The organism is Falsiroseomonas tokyonensis (assembly GCF_019024325.1).
Lineage (GTDB): Bacteria > Pseudomonadota > Alphaproteobacteria > Acetobacterales > Acetobacteraceae > Falsiroseomonas > Falsiroseomonas tokyonensis.
Window position 1 is genome coordinate 459,614 of sequence record NZ_JAFNJS010000005.1, and the last position, 17,071, is coordinate 476,684.

Consider the following 17,071-nt stretch of genomic DNA (forward strand, 5'->3'; position numbering starts at 1 on the left):
CTGCTTTCGATGCTCGCCCCCGCCGGCCTTGCCCTTCTGGCCTCGGCCGCGCTGTCCCCGGCCGCCCTGGCCCAGGGCCAGGAAATCAATGTCTATTCCTCCCGCCACTACGATACCGACCGGGAGCTGTACGATACCTTCACCCGGGAAACCGGCATCCGCATCCGGCTGATCGAGGGCGATGCGGACCAGCTGATCCAGCGCATCCGGACGGAGGGGGCGAACAGCCCCGCCGATGTGCTGATCACGGTCGACGCCGCCCGCCTGGCCCGCGCCAAGGAAGCCGGCATCCTGCATCCCGTGCAGAGCGAGGTGCTGACCAGCCGCATCCCGGCCAATCTGCGGGACCCGGAGGGCCATTGGTTCGGCGTGTCCAAGCGCGCCCGCGTCATCATGTATGACCGCCAGGCCGGCCGGCCGGAGGGTCTGAACCGCTTCGAGGACCTGGCCGATCCGCGCTTCCGCGGCCAGATCTGCGTCCGCAGCGCGTCTCACCCCTACAACACCTCGCTGACCGGCTCGGTGCTGGCGGCCAATGGGCCGGAGGCGACGGAGGCCTGGGCGCGCGGCCTGGCCAACAACATGGCCCGCCCGCCGCAGGGCGGCGACCGCGACCAGTTCCGCGCCATCCCCTCCGGCCAGTGCAAGCTGGCGATCGCCAATACCTACTACCTGGGCGGCATGCTGACCTCCCAGAGGGCCGAGGACCGTGAGATCGCGCAGCGCATCGGCGTGATCTTCCCGAACCAGGGCGAGGGCGATCGCGGCGCGCATGTGAACATCTCCGGCGCCGGGGTGGTCCGCACCGCCCCCAATGCCGCGGGCGCGCAGCGCTTCCTCGAATACCTGACCAGCCCGCGGGCGCAGGAGATCTTCGCGGTGGGCAATATGGAATACCCGGTCGTGGCCGATGCCCCGGTGCATCCGGCGCTGGCCGGCTTCGGCAGCTTCCGCGAGGACCAGCTGAACGCCGGCATCTATGGCGCCAATTCGGCCGAGGCGCTGCGCATCATGCAGCGCGCGGGCTGGCGCTGAGGATCGGCGGCCGGCGCCGGGCCCCCAGCCTCGGACCCCGGCGCCAGGTTGCAGGGCGGGCGGCGGATGCACGCCTGGGCGAAAGGGACCGGCTGGCGGCTGCCCATCCGGTGAGAATCGTTCGCGTTCCAAAACCCCTGGTGCAAAAAGGATCGGCTGCATGTATGTCTGCATGTGCAATGCGCTGACGGATAAGCAGATCGCCGCCGTCGTGGCGGCGGGCGCCGACCGCCCGCATGATGTCTATGCGGCCTGCGGCTGCCGCGCCCAGTGCGGCGGCTGCACGGGGACCATCCTTTCGATGGTCCGCGCGGGGTGCAGCGCCGGCGGCAAGTAGCCGCCCCGCCCGCCTCCCGGCCGGGCCACTGGTGCTGGAGAGGATGCGGACGTGCGCGACGCCAAGGTCATCGAATATCTGAACATGCAGCTCACCAACGAGCTGACCGCGATCAACCAGTATTTCCTGCATTCCCGGACGCTGCGGCACTGGGGCGTGACCAAGCTGGCACGCAAGGAATACGAAGAGTCGATCGAGGAGATGAAGCACGCCGACTGGCTGATCGAGCGGATCCTCTTCCTCGGCGGCCTGCCCAATGTGCAGCGGCTGAACCAGGTGCTGGTGGGCCAGAACGTGCAGGAAATCCTCGAATGCGACCTGAAGCTCGAGGAGAAGGCGCTGGTCGACCTGCGCGACGGCATCGCGCATTGCGAATCGGTGCGCGACTATGTCTCCCGCGACCTCATGCTGAAGATCCTGGCGAATGAGGAGGAGCACGAGGACTTCCTCGACCGCCAGTTCGACCTGATCCGCCAGATCGGCATCGAGCGCTACATCCTGCTGAACAGCGACGCGGCGCCCGACCAGGAGTAACTTCTACGCTGTAACGCTGCTGCCGCCGAACACCACCTGGCGGCGCAGCGCCGGCGTGAACAGGCCGTAGAGCATCGGCAGGTCCGGCGCGCTGGCGGCATCCAGTGCGCCGCGCTGGTCCTCCGTCAGCCGCAGGTCGGTAGCCGCGATGTTGTCGTGCAGCTGCGAGACGCGGCTGACGCCCATCAGGGCGGTGGTCACGCCCGGTGTGCCCAGCACCCAGGCCACCGCCACGCGGGACATGGGCTGGTCCATGCCCTGCGCCACCTCGCGCAGCGCCGCGACGATTCGCCAGTTGCGCTCGGTGAAGAGCATGTCGCCAAAGGGATTGGCGCCGTCGAGGCGCTTGTCGCCCTCCGACCGCGCGGCGCCGCCGGCCTCATGGGGCAGGCCGCCCTGGCGCGCCGGGCCGGCCTCGACCGTCGCGCGGTCGTATTTGCCGGTCAGCAGCCCATAGGCGAGGGGACTCCAGGGCAGGAAGCCCAAGCCCAGCTCCCGCGCCATCGGCAGATGCTCCGCCTCCAGTTCCCGGCTCACCAACGAATAGAAATGCTGCACGGCGATCGGCCCCGGTTTTCCGTGAATCGCGGCCAGGGTCGCGATCCTGGCCACATACCAGGCGGGCGCATTGGAGATTCCCCAATAGCGGATGCGGCCGGCGCGGATCAGCGCCGCCATCGTCTCCAGCAACTCCTCCGCCGGCGTCACCGTGTCCCAGACATGGGCCCAGTAAAGGTCGATGTGATCCGTCCGCAGCCGGCGCAGCGAGCCCTCGAGCGCCTTATGGACATGCTTGGCGCCGTTGCCGCCGGCCTGCGGACCCTGTCCGTCGGCGAAGCCGGACTTGGTGGACAGCACGATGCGGTCGCGCAGCCCGCGCGCGGCGATGATGGCGCCCAGCATCTCCTCGCCCGCGCCGCTGGCATAGACATCCGCGGTGTCCACCAGATTGCCGCCGGCCTCGACATAGGCGTCGAACACCGCCTCCGCCGCCGCCTGGTCCATGCCCCAGCGGCCGACGCCGAAGGTCATGGTGCCCAGCGCCAGCGGGCTGACGGCCAGGCCGGAGCGGCCGAGGGTGCGGTAGTCGGCGAGGGCCATGATGCATATTCCATAGTGATTACTATGGAAGGTCATCGCCCGCTTGTCCGCCCTGGTCAAGGACAATATAGTGATCGCTATGAAACCCTCCGCGCATCCGCGACGCGGCGGCCGCCCCCTGTCTTTCGACCGAGACGCGGCGCTCGACGCCGCCATGCGGCTGTTCTGGCAGCAGGGCTATGAGGCGACCTCGGTGGCGGAGCTGACCCAGGCCATGGGGATTACCCCGCCCAGCCTCTACGCCGCCTTCGGCGACAAGCGCCGCCTGTTCCGGGCGGCGGTGGACCGCTACCTGACCGGCGCGCGCACGGTCGAGCAGATCATCGGGGAGGCGCCGACCGCCCGCGACGCGGCGCGGGACCTGCTGATGGCGGCTGCCCTTGGCGACACCGGCGAGTCCACGCCACCCGGCTGCCTGTTGGCCAGCTCCCTTGTCACGGGCTCCGCAGAGGCGGCGGCCCTGCGGGAGGAGTTGGCAGAGATCCGGCGCGGCATCGAGGCCCGGCTGCGGGCGCGCATCGCGCAGGAGCAGGATCCGGGCGAGGCCGAGGCGTTGGCCGGCCATGTGATGGCGGTGATCCAGGGCATGTCCACCCTGGCCAAGGATGGCGCGGACCGGGCCAAGCTCCTGGCGATCGTCGAGACCGCCCTGGCCGGCTGGCCGCCGGGCTAGCGCCCGCCCAGCGCCCGCGCGATGGCTTGGCCTTCCTCCACCACGCTGCCCTGGCCTGGGCTGCGGCCGGCGCGGCGGTACCAGTAGCCGGCATTGGCTTCGTCGCCCTCCACCCGATGCAGCCAGGCATGCACCCAGGCGGCGTCGGCGCCCGGCTCGGCCTGGGCGATCTCATGCGCCGCCTGCCAATCCCCCGCCTGGGCCAGGCGAACCGCCTGCAAAAGCGCCTCGTCCGTCATCCCCGCCGCATCCCCCGCACGAGCGCCGCCACCGGCAGCAGCCCCACCAGCACGATCAGCAGCGCGGCGGTGGAGGCCTCCGCCAGCCGCTCGTCGGACGCCAGGTTGTGCACCCGCACCGCCAGCGTGTCGAAGTCGAAGGGCCGCACGATGAGGGTGGCCGGCAGCTCCTTCATCGTATCGACGAAGACCAGCACCCCCGCCGTCATCAGCGCCCCGCGCGCCAGTGGCAGCTCCACCAGCCGCACCGCCTGCCCCGGCGTGCGGCCCAGCACGCGGGCGGCGCCGAAGAGGCTCGGCCGGATCCGCGCCAGCCCTGATTCCACCGCCGACAGCGCCACGCCCAGAAACCGCACGAGATAGGCAAAAACGAGCGCCGCGATGCTGCCCGAAAGCAGCAGCCCGGTGGAGATGCCGAAGCGCGCCCGCATCCAGGCATCCAGCGCATTGTCGAAGAGCGCGAAGGGCACCAGCGCGCCCACCGCGATGACCGATCCCGGCAGCGCATAGCCCAGCGCTGCCACGCGGTTGGCCGAGGCCCGCAGGCGGGAGGGGTGCAGCCGCTGCCCCCAGGCCAGCAGCGCCGCCAGCGCCACGGCGAGCACGGCGGCAATGCCCGCCAGCGTGATGGAATTCAGCGCATAGGGCAGGGTGCGGCGGTGGTCCAAGGGGTCGCCGGCTTCCAGCATCAACCCGAACAGCGCGCCGGCGGGGATCAGGAAGCCGAGGCAGACGGGAAGGGCGCAGGTCAGGATCGCCGCCGCCTCCTTCCAGCCGCGCAGCACCACCGGCCGCAGCGGCGGGCTGCGCGTGGTGGTGGGGTGGAACCGCCGGCCGCCGCGGGAGGCCCGCTCCGCCAGCAGCAGCAGGGCCACCAACCCCATCAGGGCGGTGGCCAGCTGCGCCGCGGCCGGCCGGTCCCCCAACCCGAACCAGGCGTCGTAGATGCCGGTGGTGAAGGTGCGCACGGCGAAATGCTGCACCGTCCCGAAATCCGCCAGCGTCTCCATCAGCACCAGCGCCACGCCGCCGGCCAGCGCCGGGCGCGCCATGGGCAGCGCCACATGCAGGAAGGTGCGCGGCAGGCCGTGGCCGAGCGTGCGGCTCGCCTCCAGCAGACACACGCTCTGCTGCAGGAAGGCGGTTCTGCACAGCAGATACACGTAGGGGTAGAGTACGGCCGCCAGCATCAGCGCGGCGCCGGGCAGGCTGCGGATCTCGGGGAACCAGTACTCACCCCAGCGCAGCCCCGTCGCCTCCCGCAGCGCGGTCTGCACCGGGCCCGCCACATCCAGCAGCCAGACATAGGTATAGCCGCAGACATAGGCGGGCATGGCCAGCGGCAGCAGCAGCGCGATCTCCAGCAGGCCGCGGCCGCGGAAGGCGCAGCTGGCCACCAGCCAGGCCGTCACCGCCCCCATGATGGCGGCAAGCGTGCCGACCAGCCCGGCCAGCAGCACCGAATTGGCCAGCAGCTCCGGCAGCAGGGTCTGGAAGATATGCGCCTGGTCGTCGCCCAGCGGCGCCACCGCGGTGACCAGCACGGCGGCCAGCGGCGCCGCGATCAACCCGGCGGCGAGCAGCGAGATCCAGGCCCAGGCCGGCGCCAGGCGTCGGCTGCGCGGCGGTCCCGGCTGCTGGCGTTCCGCCGGAAAGCCGGCCAGCGACATGGGCGAGGTCAGCCTTCCGCCTTCGCGGCCAGCTGGGCGGCGCTGACGCGCTTCACCTCCAGCCGGTCGTCCAGCCGTGCGTACCAGCCGGCGCCATGCATTCGCCCCACCAGGCCGAGGGCGGGGCTGTCGATGTAGCAGCGCTCGACGTCCATCACCGCCTCGTCCCGCACATGCATGGCGCGCACCTGGCCCAGCACCAGGCTGTGGCTGGCGCCCAGCGTCACGGTCTGGAACAGGGTGCATTCCATGGCCACGGGGCTGTCGGCCAGCCGCGGCGGGGCCACCTTGGTGGAGGGCAGGGTGGCCAGGCTCGCCTGCGCAATCTCATCCACCCCCGCCGGGAAATCGGCGGCGGTGATGTTCATGCCGGGCAGGGTGGCCTCGGTCACCAGGCAGATGGTGAATTCACCGGTGGCCAGGATATTCGCCATGGTGTCCTTCGGCAGGCCGCTCGGCCGGTTGCCGACGCCGAGGCCAATGATGGGGGGGTCGGAGCCAAAGACATTGAAGAAGGAATAGGGCGCCGCATTCCGCACCCCGGCCGCGTCCTGCGTCACCACCCAGGCGATCGGCCGCGGCACCACGGTGGCGGTCAGCAGCTTGTAGCGGCTGGCGGTCGGCAGGGCATCGAGGTCGAAGAGCATCGGCGGGCTCCGGCAGGTTGAGGCCCTACTGCCGCCCGGCGCCGCCCTTGTCGAGGCCCCGCGGGCCGGCCCGCCCTGCCTTCAGCAACGGCGGCTTTTCGGCACCTGCATCCCGCGCAGCTCTCCTTCCGCGACCAGCTCCGCCGATTCTGCGAGCGCCGCCGTCAGGGGCAGGCCCAGCGAGCGTGCGATGCGGGAGAGCGCGGCGCCGCAGGCGCGCAGCGCCTCCACCGAGACCGTGCCAGGGTCGTCGCCCAGCTCCAGCGGCCGCTCCATCGGGTCCACCATGTCGAAGACGAAGGTCCGGCTGCCATCCTCGTGCCGGGTGACCAGGGGGGTTTCCTGCAGCAGGGCGCGCAGCAGGTCCTGGTCTGGCAGCGTTTCCAGCCGTCCTTCGCGGTCACGAACAAAGAGGGTGATCCGTGCGACCTGGCTCATGGTCCTCCGCGGCCGATGCCACCTGGCTGCGGTGCGGCCCGGGAGGGGCCACACCGTTGGTTGGCACAGCACCGTCTAACGAAACCACCACGGGTTGAATGTCAAGCCGAAATGGTTGTATTTCGCTCAACCAACGGTATCGGGTGCAGCCATCCCGCGCAACAGAACAGAATCCACGTTTCCCAGGGCGCGCTGGCCCATCGCGTCGCGCGTCTCGATGGTGGCGCTGCCGAGATGCGGCAGCAGCGCGACATTCTCCAGCCCCAGATAGCCGGGGAAGATCTTCGGCTCCCCGTCATAGACATCGAGTCCCGCGGCGCGGATCTGGCCGGAGCGCAGCGCCTCGACCAGCGCCGCATCGTCCACGGAACCGCCGCGGCCGGTGTTGATCACCAGCGCGCCGGGGCGCATCCAGGACAGGCGCTCGGCATTCAGCCATTTCCGCGTCGCCTCCCCGCCCGGCATATGCATCGACAGGATATCGATGGCGCCCAGGAATTCCCGGTCCTCGCCATGGAAGGTTGCGCCCTGCTCCAGTTCCGGCGGCACGCGCCGCAGGTCGCGGTAATGGATATCCATCCGGAAGCCGCGCGCCATGGCGGCCAGTTCCCGTCCGATGCGGCCGAAGCCGGCGATGCCAAGGCGCTTGCCCTCCAGCGTCACGCCCATCAGCTGCGTCGGCGCCCAGCCTTCCCACTTTCCGGCGCGCACCAGGCGCTCGCCCTCGCCGGCGCGGCGGGCGGCCATCAGCATCAGGGTGAAGGCGGTCTCGGCGGTGGCGAAGGACAGCACCTCGGGCGTATTCGCCACCGTGATGCCGCGCGCCTTGGCCGCCGCCACGTCGATATGGTCGGTGCCGACGGAGAAGGTGGCGATGATCTTCACGCTGTCCGGCAGGGCGGCAATCGTGGCGGCGCCCATCGGGTCGCCGGCGGCGCAGAGGATGCCGGCGGCCTGTACCTCGGTGGCGCGGCGGGCGATCTCGGCGCCGTCGCGGTACCAGGGGTCATCGGCGCTGTTCAGCCGCGCATCGTAGTCGCGCACGGCGCGCGCCTCGATGGCCTCGGGCAGGCGGCGGGTCAGCAGCAGGATGGGCTTCGGCATGGTGCGTCACATCTCCCAGGCGGTGTCCACCCTGGTAGCAGACGCAGCTTGGCTTGCCAGCCGGGGCCGCAGGTAGCAGGTTCCGGCGCAAGCGCCGGACAGGAGTTCCGGCCCAAGCCGGCAAGGGAAAGACAACATGGATCTGGGTCTCAAGGGCAAGCGCGCGCTGGTCATGGGCGCCTCAAAGGGCCTCGGCCGCGCCATCGCGGACAGCCTGGCGGCGGAGGGCGCCGCGGTGGTGGTCAGCGGCCGCGACCAGGCGAAGCTGGATGCGGTGGCGGCTGAGCTGAAGGCCGCCGGCGCCTCCGCCGCCTTCGGCGTGCCGGCCGATGTCGCGAATGGCGCCGACATGGACCGCTTGGCGGATGAGGCCACGCGCCTGATGGGCGGCGTCGATATCCTGGTGCTGAACCATGGCGGCCCGCCGCCCTGCATCGCCTCCGAGATCACGGATGCGTCCCTGCACACCTGGTTCGAGCAGATCGTCGCCTCCCCCATCCGCATCTGCAACCGGCTGATGCCGGCGATGCGCAAGCAGGGCTGGGGCCGGGTGATCGTGGTGGGCAGCACCGGCATGCAGCACCCGATTCCGAACCTGGCGCTGTCCAACACCCTGCGCGCGGCGATCTGGGGCTGGCTGAAGACCTTCTCCGGTGAGGTGGCGAAGGACGGCGTGACGATGAACGTCCTGGCGCCGGGCAGCATCATGACCGACCGCATCAACCAGAATGCGGCCTCCCGCGCCGAGAAGGCCGGCACGACGGCGGAGGCGGAGATCGCGCAGATGGCCTCCGAAGTGCCGGCGCGGCGCATCGGCCGGCCCGACGAATTCGGCCCGATGGGCGCCTTCCTGGCCAGCGAGCAGGGCGCCTATATCACCGGCAGCATGATCCGCGTCGATGGCGGCCGCGTCCGCAGCATGCTCTAGGATTTGTCGCTGTGATCCCGAACCTCTCCCCCGATGTCGAACTGGCCGCAAAGCTGTTCGACGAGCTGCGCGAAGCGAGTTTCGACGGTGTCGGCATCACGCGCGACGCCTATGGCGCCGGCGAGCGCCGGGCGCATGAGATCGTGCGCGCGGCGGCGGAGGGGATCGGGCTGGAATGCCGCGCCGACCCCGTGGGCAACCTGCTGATGACCCTGCCGGGCAGCGACCGCGCGGCGAAGCGCGTGCTGCTCGGCAGTCACCTCGACAGCGTGGCGGAGGGGGGCAATTTCGATGGCGCCGCCGGCGTGCTGTGTGGGCTGGCGACCGTGGCGGGGATGAAGCGCGCGGGCTTCGTGCCGGGGCGGGACGTGACGGTGGTGGCGGTGCGGGCGGAGGAGGCGGGCAGCTGGTTCCCGATCTCCTACCCCGGCTCGCGCGGCGCGCTCGGCCTGCTGAAGGCCGAGGAGCTGGCGGTGAAGCGGCAGGACAATGGCCGCTCGCTGGCGGACCATATGCGCGACGAAGGTTTTGAGCCGGGCTTCGTCGAGCGCGGCGGCAAGACCTTTTCGAGTGACGACACCGCGGCCTTCCTCGAACTGCATATCGAGCAGGGGCCGGTGCTGGAAGGGCAGGGCGTGCCGGTCGGCATCGTCACCGGCATTCCGGGCTCCCGCCGCCTGCGCGCGGCGCGCGTGCTGGGCGAGTACAATCATTCGGGCGCGACCCCCCGCAAATACCGGCGCGATGCGGCGATCGCACTGGCCGAGCTGGCGCATCGCGTCGATGACCGCTGGGTGCAGCTGGAGGCGCAGGGCCACACGCTGGTCGTCACCTTCTGCGTCATGGGCACGACGGAAGACGCCGGCTTCACCAAGATCGCCGGCGAGGCGCGCTTCCAGCTGGATGTGCGCAGCGTGAACCCGCGCAGCTGCGACCTGCTGATGGAGACGCTGTATGACGCGGTGCCGGGGATCGAGGCGCGCCGTGGCGTGCGCTTCGAACTCGGCGCCGAGACCACCAGCCGCGCCGCGCCGATGGATGCGGCCATCCGCGAAGGCCTGGCGCGCGCGGCCGATTCACTGGGTGTGAAGCATCTGGCGATGGCGAGCGGCGCCGGCCATGATGCGGCCGCCTTTGCCATGGCGGGCATCCCCGCGGGGATGATCTTCGTCCGCAACCAACATGGCAGCCACAATCCGAAGGAAGCGATGCGGATGGACGATTTTGCCCAGGCCTGTGCCGTCGTGACGCGTTGGGCGAGCGAGGTCGCGCAGTGACCATTGGCGCGCGTTTGGCCGTCGATATCGGCGGCACCTTCACCGATGTGGCCGTCGAACGGGACGGCGAGCGCTGGACCGGCAAGGTGCTGACCACGCCGCATGCGCCGGAGCTTGGCGTGCTGAACGGCGTGAAGCTGGTCATGGAGAAGGCGGGACTGACGCCGGCCGATATCGCGCTGGTCATTCACGGCACCACGCTGGCCACCAATGCGATCATCGAGCGCAAGGGCGCGAAGACCGCGCTGCTGACCACCGAGGGCTTCCGGGATGTGCTCGCGCTGGGCAATGAGTCCCGCTACGACCAGTACGACCTGAATATCGACCTGCCGCAGCCGCTGATCCCGCGCCGCTGGCGCCTGACGGTGCCGGAGCGGCTGGACAATGAGGGCCATGTCCTGCTGCCGCTGGACGAGGCCGCGCTGCGCGCGCAGGTCGCGGTGATGCGCGCCGAGGGCATCGAGAGCCTGGCCATCGGCTTCCTGCATGCCTTCGTGAACCCCGCGCATGAGAAGCGCGCCGCCGCCATCGTGCACGACATGTGGCCGGACCTGCCCATTTCGCTGTCGTCCGAAGTCTCGCCCGAGATGCGGGAATGGGAGCGTTTTTCGACAACCGCCGCCAATGCCTATGTGCAGCCGCTGATGGCGAGCTATCTGCGCCGCCTGGAAAAGGGCCTCGCGGCCGGCGGCTTCACCTGCCCGCTGTTCATGATGCTCTCGGGCGGTGGCCTCACCACGCTCGACACCGCCGCGCGCTTCCCGATCCGCCTGGTGGAGTCCGGCCCGGCGGGCGGCGCCATCTTCTCGGCGCATGTCGCGAAGCAGCGCGGCTGGTCCAAGGTTCTGTCCTTCGACATGGGCGGCACCACAGCCAAGGTGTGCCTGATCGACGATTTCGCGCCGCAGGCGTCCCGCACCTTCGAAGTGGCGCGCGTCGGGCGTTTCAAGAAGGGCTCCGGCCTGCCGCTGCGCATCCCCGTGATCGAGATGGTGGAGATCGGCGCCGGCGGTGGCTCCATCGCGCATCTCGATGCGCTCGGCCGCATCCAGGTGGGGCCGGAAAGCGCGGGCGCCGATCCGGGCCCGGCCTGCTATGGCCGCGGTGGCGACAAGCCGGCCGTGACGGATGCGAACCTCTCGCTCGGCCGCTACGAGCCGGACCTCTTCGCGGGCGGCGCGCTGAAGCTGCATGTGCAGCCCGCGCTGGATGCGCTGGAGGCGCATGTGGGTCGCGGGCTCGGGCTGGCGCCGGAAATGGCGGGGCTCGGCGTGGTCGAGATGGTGGATGAGAACATGGCCAATGCGGCACGTGTCCATGCCATCGAATCCGGCAAGGGCTATGGCGGCCGCGGCATCATCGCCTTCGGCGGCGGCGGGCCGGTGCATGGCTATCGCGTGGCGGAGAAGATCGGCGTGGACCGCGTGCTGGTGCCGTCCGGCGCCGGCGTCGGCTCCGCCATCGGCTTCCTGCGGGCGCCGGTTGGGTATGAGGTGGTGAAGTCCCTCTACCAGCGTTTCCGCACCTTCGACGTGAATGCGGTGAATGCGCTGCTGGCCGAGATGTCGGCGGAGGCGTCGCGCGTTGTCGCGGAAGGCTCCTTCGGCGCGCCGACCGAGGAGCATCGCATCGCCTTTATGCGATATGTCGGCCAGGGCCATGAGATCAACGTGGCGCTGCCCGCGCGGCCGCTCACGGTGCAGGACGTGGCCGAGATCCGCGCGGCCTATGATGCCGAATACACACGCTTCTACGACCGGCCGGTGCCGGGCAGCGATGTCGAGATCCTGTCCTTCGCGGTGACGGTTGCGACGGTGGCGGATGCGGTGGAGCCGGTCGCGCCCGTCGCCGATGCGCCCGCCCCGGCGCCAATCCGCGTGCAGCAGGTGCGTGACACGGCCACGGGCCAGGTGGCGCCCTGGCAGGTCTATGACCGGCCCGCGATGCCGCCTGGCTGCACCGTGCCCGGCCCCTGCATCGTCGCGGAAGCCGAGACCAGCACGCTGGTCGGGCCCGGCTGGCGTTGCCGCGTGGATGGCCTCGGATACCTTGAACTCACCCGCGGGGAGGCTGCGTGATGTCGGATGCCCTGACAAAAATCCAGCAGCAGATCCAGTGGAACCGCCTGATCGCGGTGGTGGAGGAGCAGGCGCAGATCATGATCCGCACCGCCTTCTCCACCACGGTGCGGGAAGCCGGTGACCTTTCGGCCGGCGTCTTCGACCTGCAGGGCCGCATGCTCGCCCAGGCCGTTACCGGCACGCCGGGCCATGTGAATTCCATGATGGAATCGGTCGGCCACTTCCTCGCGAAATTCCCCGCCGAGACGATGAAGCCGGGTGACCACTATATCACCAACGACCCCTGGCTCGGCACAGGCCACCTGCACGACCTCACCGTCGTCACGCCGGCCTTCCAGCGCGGCAGAATCGTCGGCCTGTTTGCCAATACCGCGCATGTCATCGATGTCGGCGGCCTCGGCATGGGCCCCGAGGGCCGCAGCGTCTTCGAGGAGGGGCTCTATATCCCCATCGTGAAGTGCTTCGACCAGGGGAAGCCGAACGAGACGCTCTTCGATTTCGTCCGCGTCGGCACCCGCACGCCGGTGGAGCTGGAGGGCGACATCTACTCCCTCTGCGCCTGCAACGATGCCGGCGCCAAGAGGCTGGTGGAGATGCTGGACGAGTTCGGCATGGACAGCCTGGACCCGCTGGCCAGCTACATCTTCGACAGCTCGCTGAAGGCGACGCTGGAAGAAATCGCGAAGATTCCCCAGGGCAGCTACGCCGCCCAGATCACCTCGGACGGCTACGAGGCCCCCGTCACGCTGAAGGCCGCGATGACGGTGAAGGCGGATGAGATCGTGGTGGACTATACCGGCACCTCCGGCCTTTCGGGGCGCGGTATCAACGTGCCGGCCTCCTACTGCCGCGCCTATTCCTGCTTCGGCATCAAGGTGGTGGTGGCGCCGGAGATTCCGAACAACTGGGCGTCCCTGGCTCCCTTCCGCATGGAGATCCCGGAGGGCTGCATCCTCAATGCGCCGCGGCCCTATCCGGTCTCGGTGCGGCACGTGGTCGGCCAGCTGCTGCCGGACCTGATGATGGGCTGCCTGCACCAGGCGGTGCCGGATCGCGTGACGGCGGAGGGCTCCTCCGCCCTGTGGAACCCGCCCTTGCGGGGCGGAGCCCAAGTCTCGGGCGCGGCTGCGGAGCTGCCGGATTTCGAGATCATCACCTTCAACTCCGGCGGCACCGGCGCGCGTCCCACCAAGGACGGCATGGACGGCACCGCCTTCCCCTCCGGCGTGCGCACCATGCCGGTGGAGGCGACGGAAAACGTCGCGCCCGTGATCTTCTGGCAGAACCAGATCCGCGAAGGCTCCGCCGGCGCCGGCCGCACCCGCGGCGGCTTCGGCAAGGTCATGGAGATCGGCACCAAGGGCGAGGCCGAATTCGCCGTGAACGCCATCTTCGACCGCGTGGCCAATGCGCCCAAGGGCCGGGACGGCGGTGGCGACGGCGCGGCCGGCTGGGTCGGCCACACCGATGGCACCACCATCCGCACCAAGGGGTTCCAGATTGTCCCCAAGGGCAAGCGCCTGTTGCTGAACCTGCCCGGTGGCGGCGGCATGGGCGACCCGAAGCAGCGCGACCGCGCGCTGGTGGCGCGTGACGTGGCCGATGGGCTGATCAGCCCGGAGCAGGCGAAAGCGCTCTACGGCGGCTGAACCCGTTCCGGTCTAGTAGCCTTTTCAAGGTGTAACCGAAGCCTCCGCCGCTCTTGGGCTGGCGGAGGCAGCCCCCAACTCCGGGGCATGATCGAAACCACCCGACGCGCCGCGCTCGCCGGCGGCTTTTTGCTGATGGCTGCCCCGGCACTGCGGGCGCAGCCACGCCCCCCGGCCGGGCGCCTGGCCGCCGGCCTCGAACTTGCCGGGGAGACGCCCGGCCTGCGCAGCCTGATCGTCGCCCAGAACGGCACGCCGATGGCGGAGCGGGTGTTTCGCGGGGGCGGGCTGGACCGGCCCACCAATATCAAGTCGGCCTCCAAGACCATCCTCGCCATGCTGGCCGGCATCGCCATCCAGCGGGGCGTGCTGCGCGGGCTGGATCAGCCGGTGGCGCCGATCCTCGGCAGCCGCATCCCGCGCGATGCGGACCCCGCGGTGCGGCGCATCACGCTGGGCAATCTGCTCTCCATGCAGGCGGGGCTGGAGCCGACCTCCGGCGCCAATTACGGCCGCTGGGTCAGCAGCCGGGACTGGGTGGGCTTCGCGCTGTCCCGGCCGATGGTGGATGAGCCGGGCGGGCGGATGCTCTATTCCACCGGCACCTCCCACATCCTGGCCGCCGTCCTGGCACGTGCCAGCGGCCGCAGCATCCGGGACCTGGCAACGGAGTGGCTGTTCCAGCCGCTCGGCCATGCCGTGCCGGAGTGGACGCGGGACCCGCAGGGCCTGCACTTCGGCGGCAATGAGATGGCGATCTCGCCCCAGGCGCTGCTGGATTTCGGCGAATGCTGCCGCAATGGCGGGCGCCATGCGGGCCGCCAGGTGATCCCGGAGGCCTTCCTGCGCGACTCGTGGCGGCCGCGTGGCCAGTCCTTCTGGTCGGGTCAGAGCTATGGCCTCGGCTGGTGGATCGCCGAGGCGCGGGGCGAGCCGGTGGTCTTCGCCTGGGGCTATGGCGGGCAGATGGTCTATCTGCTGCCGGGGCTGGGGCTGACGGTGGTGATGACCTCGGATGCCGATGTGCCCCGCGTCCGCGGCCAGGTGCAGACCCGGCACGCGCTGTTGGTGGAGGGCATCCTGCCGGCCTTTACCGAGACCTAGTCGTCCGGCGCACCCTTTGTCTCGTCCGTCACACCCGGCGGGTCCGGGTAGAGGTCGGAGGGCACCTTCGCCTTCGGGTTCCGGGTGGTGCCGCCCTGCTGCACCTTGTCGGCGGTGTTCTTGCTGGCGGGGTCGGCGCTGTTCATGCGCTCGGCGGCGCCGGTCGGCGGGGTCTTGCTGTCCTGGGTCATGCGGCCTGAACGCGCTGGCGGGGCAGGGGCTCCCTATCGGAAAGCGGCGCCGCTTGCCATGATCGCGGCGCCTCATCCAAGGGACCCCCGGCATGGCGCTCCGCTGCGACCTCATCATCCGCGACGCGACCCTCATCGACGGCACCGGCGGGCCGCGGCGCACCGGCGACCTCGGCGTGAAGGGCGACCGCATCGTGGCGATCGGCGACCTCGGCGGCGCCTCCGCGGACCGGGAGGTGATGGCCACCGGCCGCGCCCTCGCGCCCGGCTTCATCGATGCCCATACGCATGACGACCGTGCGGTGCTCTGCGGCCCCGCCTGCACCACCTGCAAGACCAGCCAGGGCGTCACCACCGTCGTCGTCGGCTGTTGCGGCGTCTCCCTCTCCCCGGCGCGCTTCAAGCGCATGCCGCCGCCGCCGCTGGACCTGATCGGCGCCGAGGGCTGGTGGCGCTTCGGCGACTTCGGCGACTATGCCGAGGCGCTGCGCAAGCAGGGCAGCGAGGTGAACACCTACGCCCTGGTCGGCCACCAGACCATGCGGGTGGAGGCAATGGATGGCGACGTGATGCGCCCCGCCAATGACCGCGAGATCCACCACATGCACCAGCGGCTGAAGCAGTCGCTGGCCGAGGGCGCCTCCGGCTTCTCCACCGGCCTCTACTACGACCCCAACAAGCACGCGACGACCGAAGAGGTGATCGCGGTGGCGGAGGCGCTGCGCACCACCGGCGGCCTCTATTCCACCCATATGCGGGACGAGGCCGACAAGGTCCTGGCCTCGATCGAGGAGACGATGAAGATCGGCAAGAAGGCCGGCGTCGGCGTGCAGATCAGCCACCACAAATGCTCGCTGCCGGAGAATTTCGGCCGCTCGACCCAGACGCTGCCGCTGATCGCCGAATATGCGCGGACGCAGGAGGTGGCCTACGACGTCTACCCCTATCCGGCCGGCTCCACCGTGCTGATGCCGGACCGGCTGCGCGACGACGTGAAGGTGATGATCACCTGGTCCGTCCCGCACCCCGAGATGGCGGGCAAATACCTGCATGAGATCGCGCGCGGCTGGAACAGCGACATCAAGGCGGCGGCCGAGCGCCTGACGCCCGCCGGCCAGATCAGCTTCCAGATGGATGAGGAGGATGTGCGCCGCATCATGGCGCATCCGCTGTCGATGATCGGCAGCGACGGCATCCCGCACGACGCCCATCCGCATCCCCGCCTCTGGGGCACCTTCCCGCGGGTGCTGGGGCATTACGTGCGCGATGTCGGCCTGTTCTCGCTCGAGACCGCCGTGCACAAGATGACCGGCCGCTGCGCCGAGGCCTACGGCATCGTCGATCGCGGCACGCTGGTGGAAGGCGCCTATGCCGACCTGGTGCTGTTCGACCCCGCCACGGTGATCGATGCCGCCACCTTCGAGACGCCAACCCTGCCTTCGATCGGCATCGAGGAAGTCTGGGCCAATGGCGTGCCCACTTTCCGCGCCGGCTTCGGCGACAAGGGCGGGGCCACCGGGGAAAAGCCGGGCAGGCTGGTGACGCGCCATCGCGGCTGAATCGCTCCCACCGCCGCGGCCGCGCGCCTGGTACCAGCCTGCGCCGACCCCGGCCAATGACCTGGGGCCGACGGGAAGCGGGCAGCCCCTTGGGCGGCCGGACCCAAAGCCACGCACCGCCCGCAACGCGCTGATCATGGGGCTGCTGCTGCTGGTCGCGCTGTTCCTCGGCGCGCAGCTGTTCAGCGGCGGCTGGACCGCCCGGCCGGAGATGGAGCCCTATGTGAAGGCCGGCACCCGGGCGGGGGCGGAGCGTCTGCAACGGGACCTGCTGGCGGCGCATCCGCCCGGCGCCAATCTTGGCCCGCTGATGGCCCGGCTGCAGCGCTACGGCTTCACCTGCCATCCGGTGCGGAAGGACGGCGTGGCGGAGACCTGCCGCTTCCGCCTGCGCCGCAGCGACGACCAGGTGCTGACGGCGGAGGTCGATCTCGGGCATGATGGGCTGGTGGTGCAGGCCATTGCGGTGCGCATGGCGCTGGCGCCAAACTGAGCTTTCAGAAC

General features: G+C 70.2%; 18 protein-coding genes. 11 read left to right on the plus strand and 7 right to left on the minus strand.

What is annotated here, in order from left to right:
- The first annotated feature begins 9 nt into the window (after nt 1-9).
- The 3 genes from J3S20_RS18995 (at nt 10) to bfr (ending at nt 1,906) form a co-directional block, all read left to right on the plus strand.
- The gene (locus J3S20_RS18995) at nt 10-1,035 is read left to right on the plus strand and encodes a Fe(3+) ABC transporter substrate-binding protein (RefSeq protein WP_216838072.1); all 1,026 of its coding nucleotides are present in this window, start codon (nt 10-12) and stop codon (nt 1,033-1,035) included.
- Between the two features lie 160 nt (nt 1,036-1,195).
- Entirely contained in the window at nt 1,196-1,372 is a 177-nt protein-coding gene (locus J3S20_RS19000) for a (2Fe-2S)-binding protein (protein ID WP_216838073.1), read from the plus strand.
- A 51-nt stretch (nt 1,373-1,423) separates the two neighbouring features.
- Nucleotides 1,424-1,906 carry a bacterioferritin gene (bfr, locus tag J3S20_RS19005; RefSeq protein WP_343215249.1) on the plus strand — a complete coding sequence of 161 codons (483 nt, stop codon included), beginning with the start codon at nt 1,424-1,426 and terminating at the stop codon, nt 1,904-1,906.
- 3 nt (nt 1,907-1,909) lie between these two features.
- Here bfr and J3S20_RS19010 read toward each other — a convergent pair whose 3' ends face one another.
- Nucleotides 1,910-3,007, minus strand: coding sequence for an aldo/keto reductase (locus tag J3S20_RS19010; protein WP_216838074.1), 1,098 nt, complete (start codon nt 3,005-3,007; stop codon nt 1,910-1,912).
- A 79-nt stretch (nt 3,008-3,086) separates the two neighbouring features.
- Between J3S20_RS19010 and J3S20_RS19015 the strand changes: the two genes are divergently transcribed.
- A complete protein-coding gene (locus J3S20_RS19015) occupies nt 3,087-3,680 on the plus strand; it encodes a TetR/AcrR family transcriptional regulator (protein WP_216838165.1) in 594 nt (197 codons plus the stop codon).
- Here J3S20_RS19015 and J3S20_RS19020 read toward each other — a convergent pair.
- The 5 genes from J3S20_RS19020 to J3S20_RS19040 form a co-directional block, all read right to left on the minus strand.
- Nucleotides 3,677-3,919, minus strand: coding sequence for a hypothetical protein (locus J3S20_RS19020; protein WP_216838075.1), 243 nt, complete (start codon nt 3,917-3,919; stop codon nt 3,677-3,679). The two genes, J3S20_RS19015 and J3S20_RS19020, sit on opposite strands and share 4 nt — an antisense overlap.
- A complete protein-coding gene (locus J3S20_RS19025) occupies nt 3,916-5,589 on the minus strand; it encodes an ABC transporter permease (RefSeq protein WP_216838076.1) in 1,674 nt (557 codons plus the stop codon). The genes J3S20_RS19020 and J3S20_RS19025 overlap by 4 nt, the downstream gene beginning before the upstream one ends.
- A gap of 8 nt (nt 5,590-5,597) precedes the next feature.
- Nucleotides 5,598-6,236, minus strand: coding sequence for a flavin reductase family protein (locus J3S20_RS19030; protein WP_216838077.1), 639 nt, complete (start codon nt 6,234-6,236; stop codon nt 5,598-5,600).
- 81 nt (nt 6,237-6,317) lie between these two features.
- Nucleotides 6,318-6,674, minus strand: coding sequence for a hypothetical protein (locus J3S20_RS19035; protein WP_216838078.1), 357 nt, complete (start codon nt 6,672-6,674; stop codon nt 6,318-6,320).
- Nucleotides 6,675-6,800: 126 nt separating this feature from the next.
- Nucleotides 6,801-7,778, minus strand: coding sequence for a 2-hydroxyacid dehydrogenase (locus J3S20_RS19040; RefSeq protein WP_216838079.1), 978 nt, complete (start codon nt 7,776-7,778; stop codon nt 6,801-6,803).
- A gap of 136 nt (nt 7,779-7,914) precedes the next feature.
- Here J3S20_RS19040 and J3S20_RS19045 point away from each other — a divergent pair, with 136 nt between their 5' ends.
- The 5 genes from J3S20_RS19045 (at nt 7,915) to J3S20_RS19065 (ending at nt 14,817) form a co-directional block, all read left to right on the plus strand.
- A complete protein-coding gene (locus J3S20_RS19045) occupies nt 7,915-8,706 on the plus strand; it encodes an SDR family oxidoreductase (protein ID WP_216838080.1) in 792 nt (263 codons plus the stop codon).
- An 11-nt stretch (nt 8,707-8,717) separates the two neighbouring features.
- A complete protein-coding gene (locus J3S20_RS19050) occupies nt 8,718-9,983 on the plus strand; it encodes a Zn-dependent hydrolase (RefSeq protein ID WP_216838081.1) in 1,266 nt (421 codons plus the stop codon).
- A complete protein-coding gene (locus J3S20_RS19055; protein WP_216838082.1) occupies nt 9,980-12,061 on the plus strand; it encodes a hydantoinase/oxoprolinase family protein in 2,082 nt (693 codons plus the stop codon). Before J3S20_RS19050 ends, J3S20_RS19055 begins: the two co-directional genes overlap by 4 nt.
- Nucleotides 12,061-13,713, plus strand: coding sequence for a hydantoinase B/oxoprolinase family protein (locus tag J3S20_RS19060; RefSeq protein ID WP_216838083.1), 1,653 nt, complete (start codon nt 12,061-12,063; stop codon nt 13,711-13,713). Before J3S20_RS19055 ends, J3S20_RS19060 begins: the two co-directional genes overlap by 1 nt.
- An 87-nt stretch (nt 13,714-13,800) precedes the next feature.
- Nucleotides 13,801-14,817: a serine hydrolase domain-containing protein gene (locus tag J3S20_RS19065; protein ID WP_216838084.1), complete on the plus strand. Its 1,017-nt coding sequence runs from the start codon at nt 13,801-13,803 to the stop codon at nt 14,815-14,817.
- On the opposite strand, the gene J3S20_RS19070 is transcribed toward J3S20_RS19065, so the two are convergent.
- A complete protein-coding gene (locus J3S20_RS19070; protein WP_216838085.1) occupies nt 14,814-15,008 on the minus strand; it encodes a hypothetical protein in 195 nt (64 codons plus the stop codon). The two genes, J3S20_RS19065 and J3S20_RS19070, sit on opposite strands and share 4 nt — an antisense overlap.
- Nucleotides 15,009-15,100: 92 nt before the next feature.
- On the opposite strand from J3S20_RS19070, the gene J3S20_RS19075 reads away from it, so the two are divergent.
- On the plus strand, nt 15,101-16,567 hold the full coding sequence (locus J3S20_RS19075; protein WP_216838086.1) for an N-acyl-D-amino-acid deacylase family protein: 1,467 nt from the start codon (nt 15,101-15,103) through the stop codon (nt 16,565-16,567).
- Nucleotides 16,568-16,703: 136 nt separating this feature from the next.
- Nucleotides 16,704-17,060: a hypothetical protein gene (locus tag J3S20_RS19080; RefSeq protein WP_216838087.1), complete on the plus strand. Its 357-nt coding sequence runs from the start codon at nt 16,704-16,706 to the stop codon at nt 17,058-17,060.
- Nucleotides 17,061-17,071: the final 11 nt, after the last annotated feature.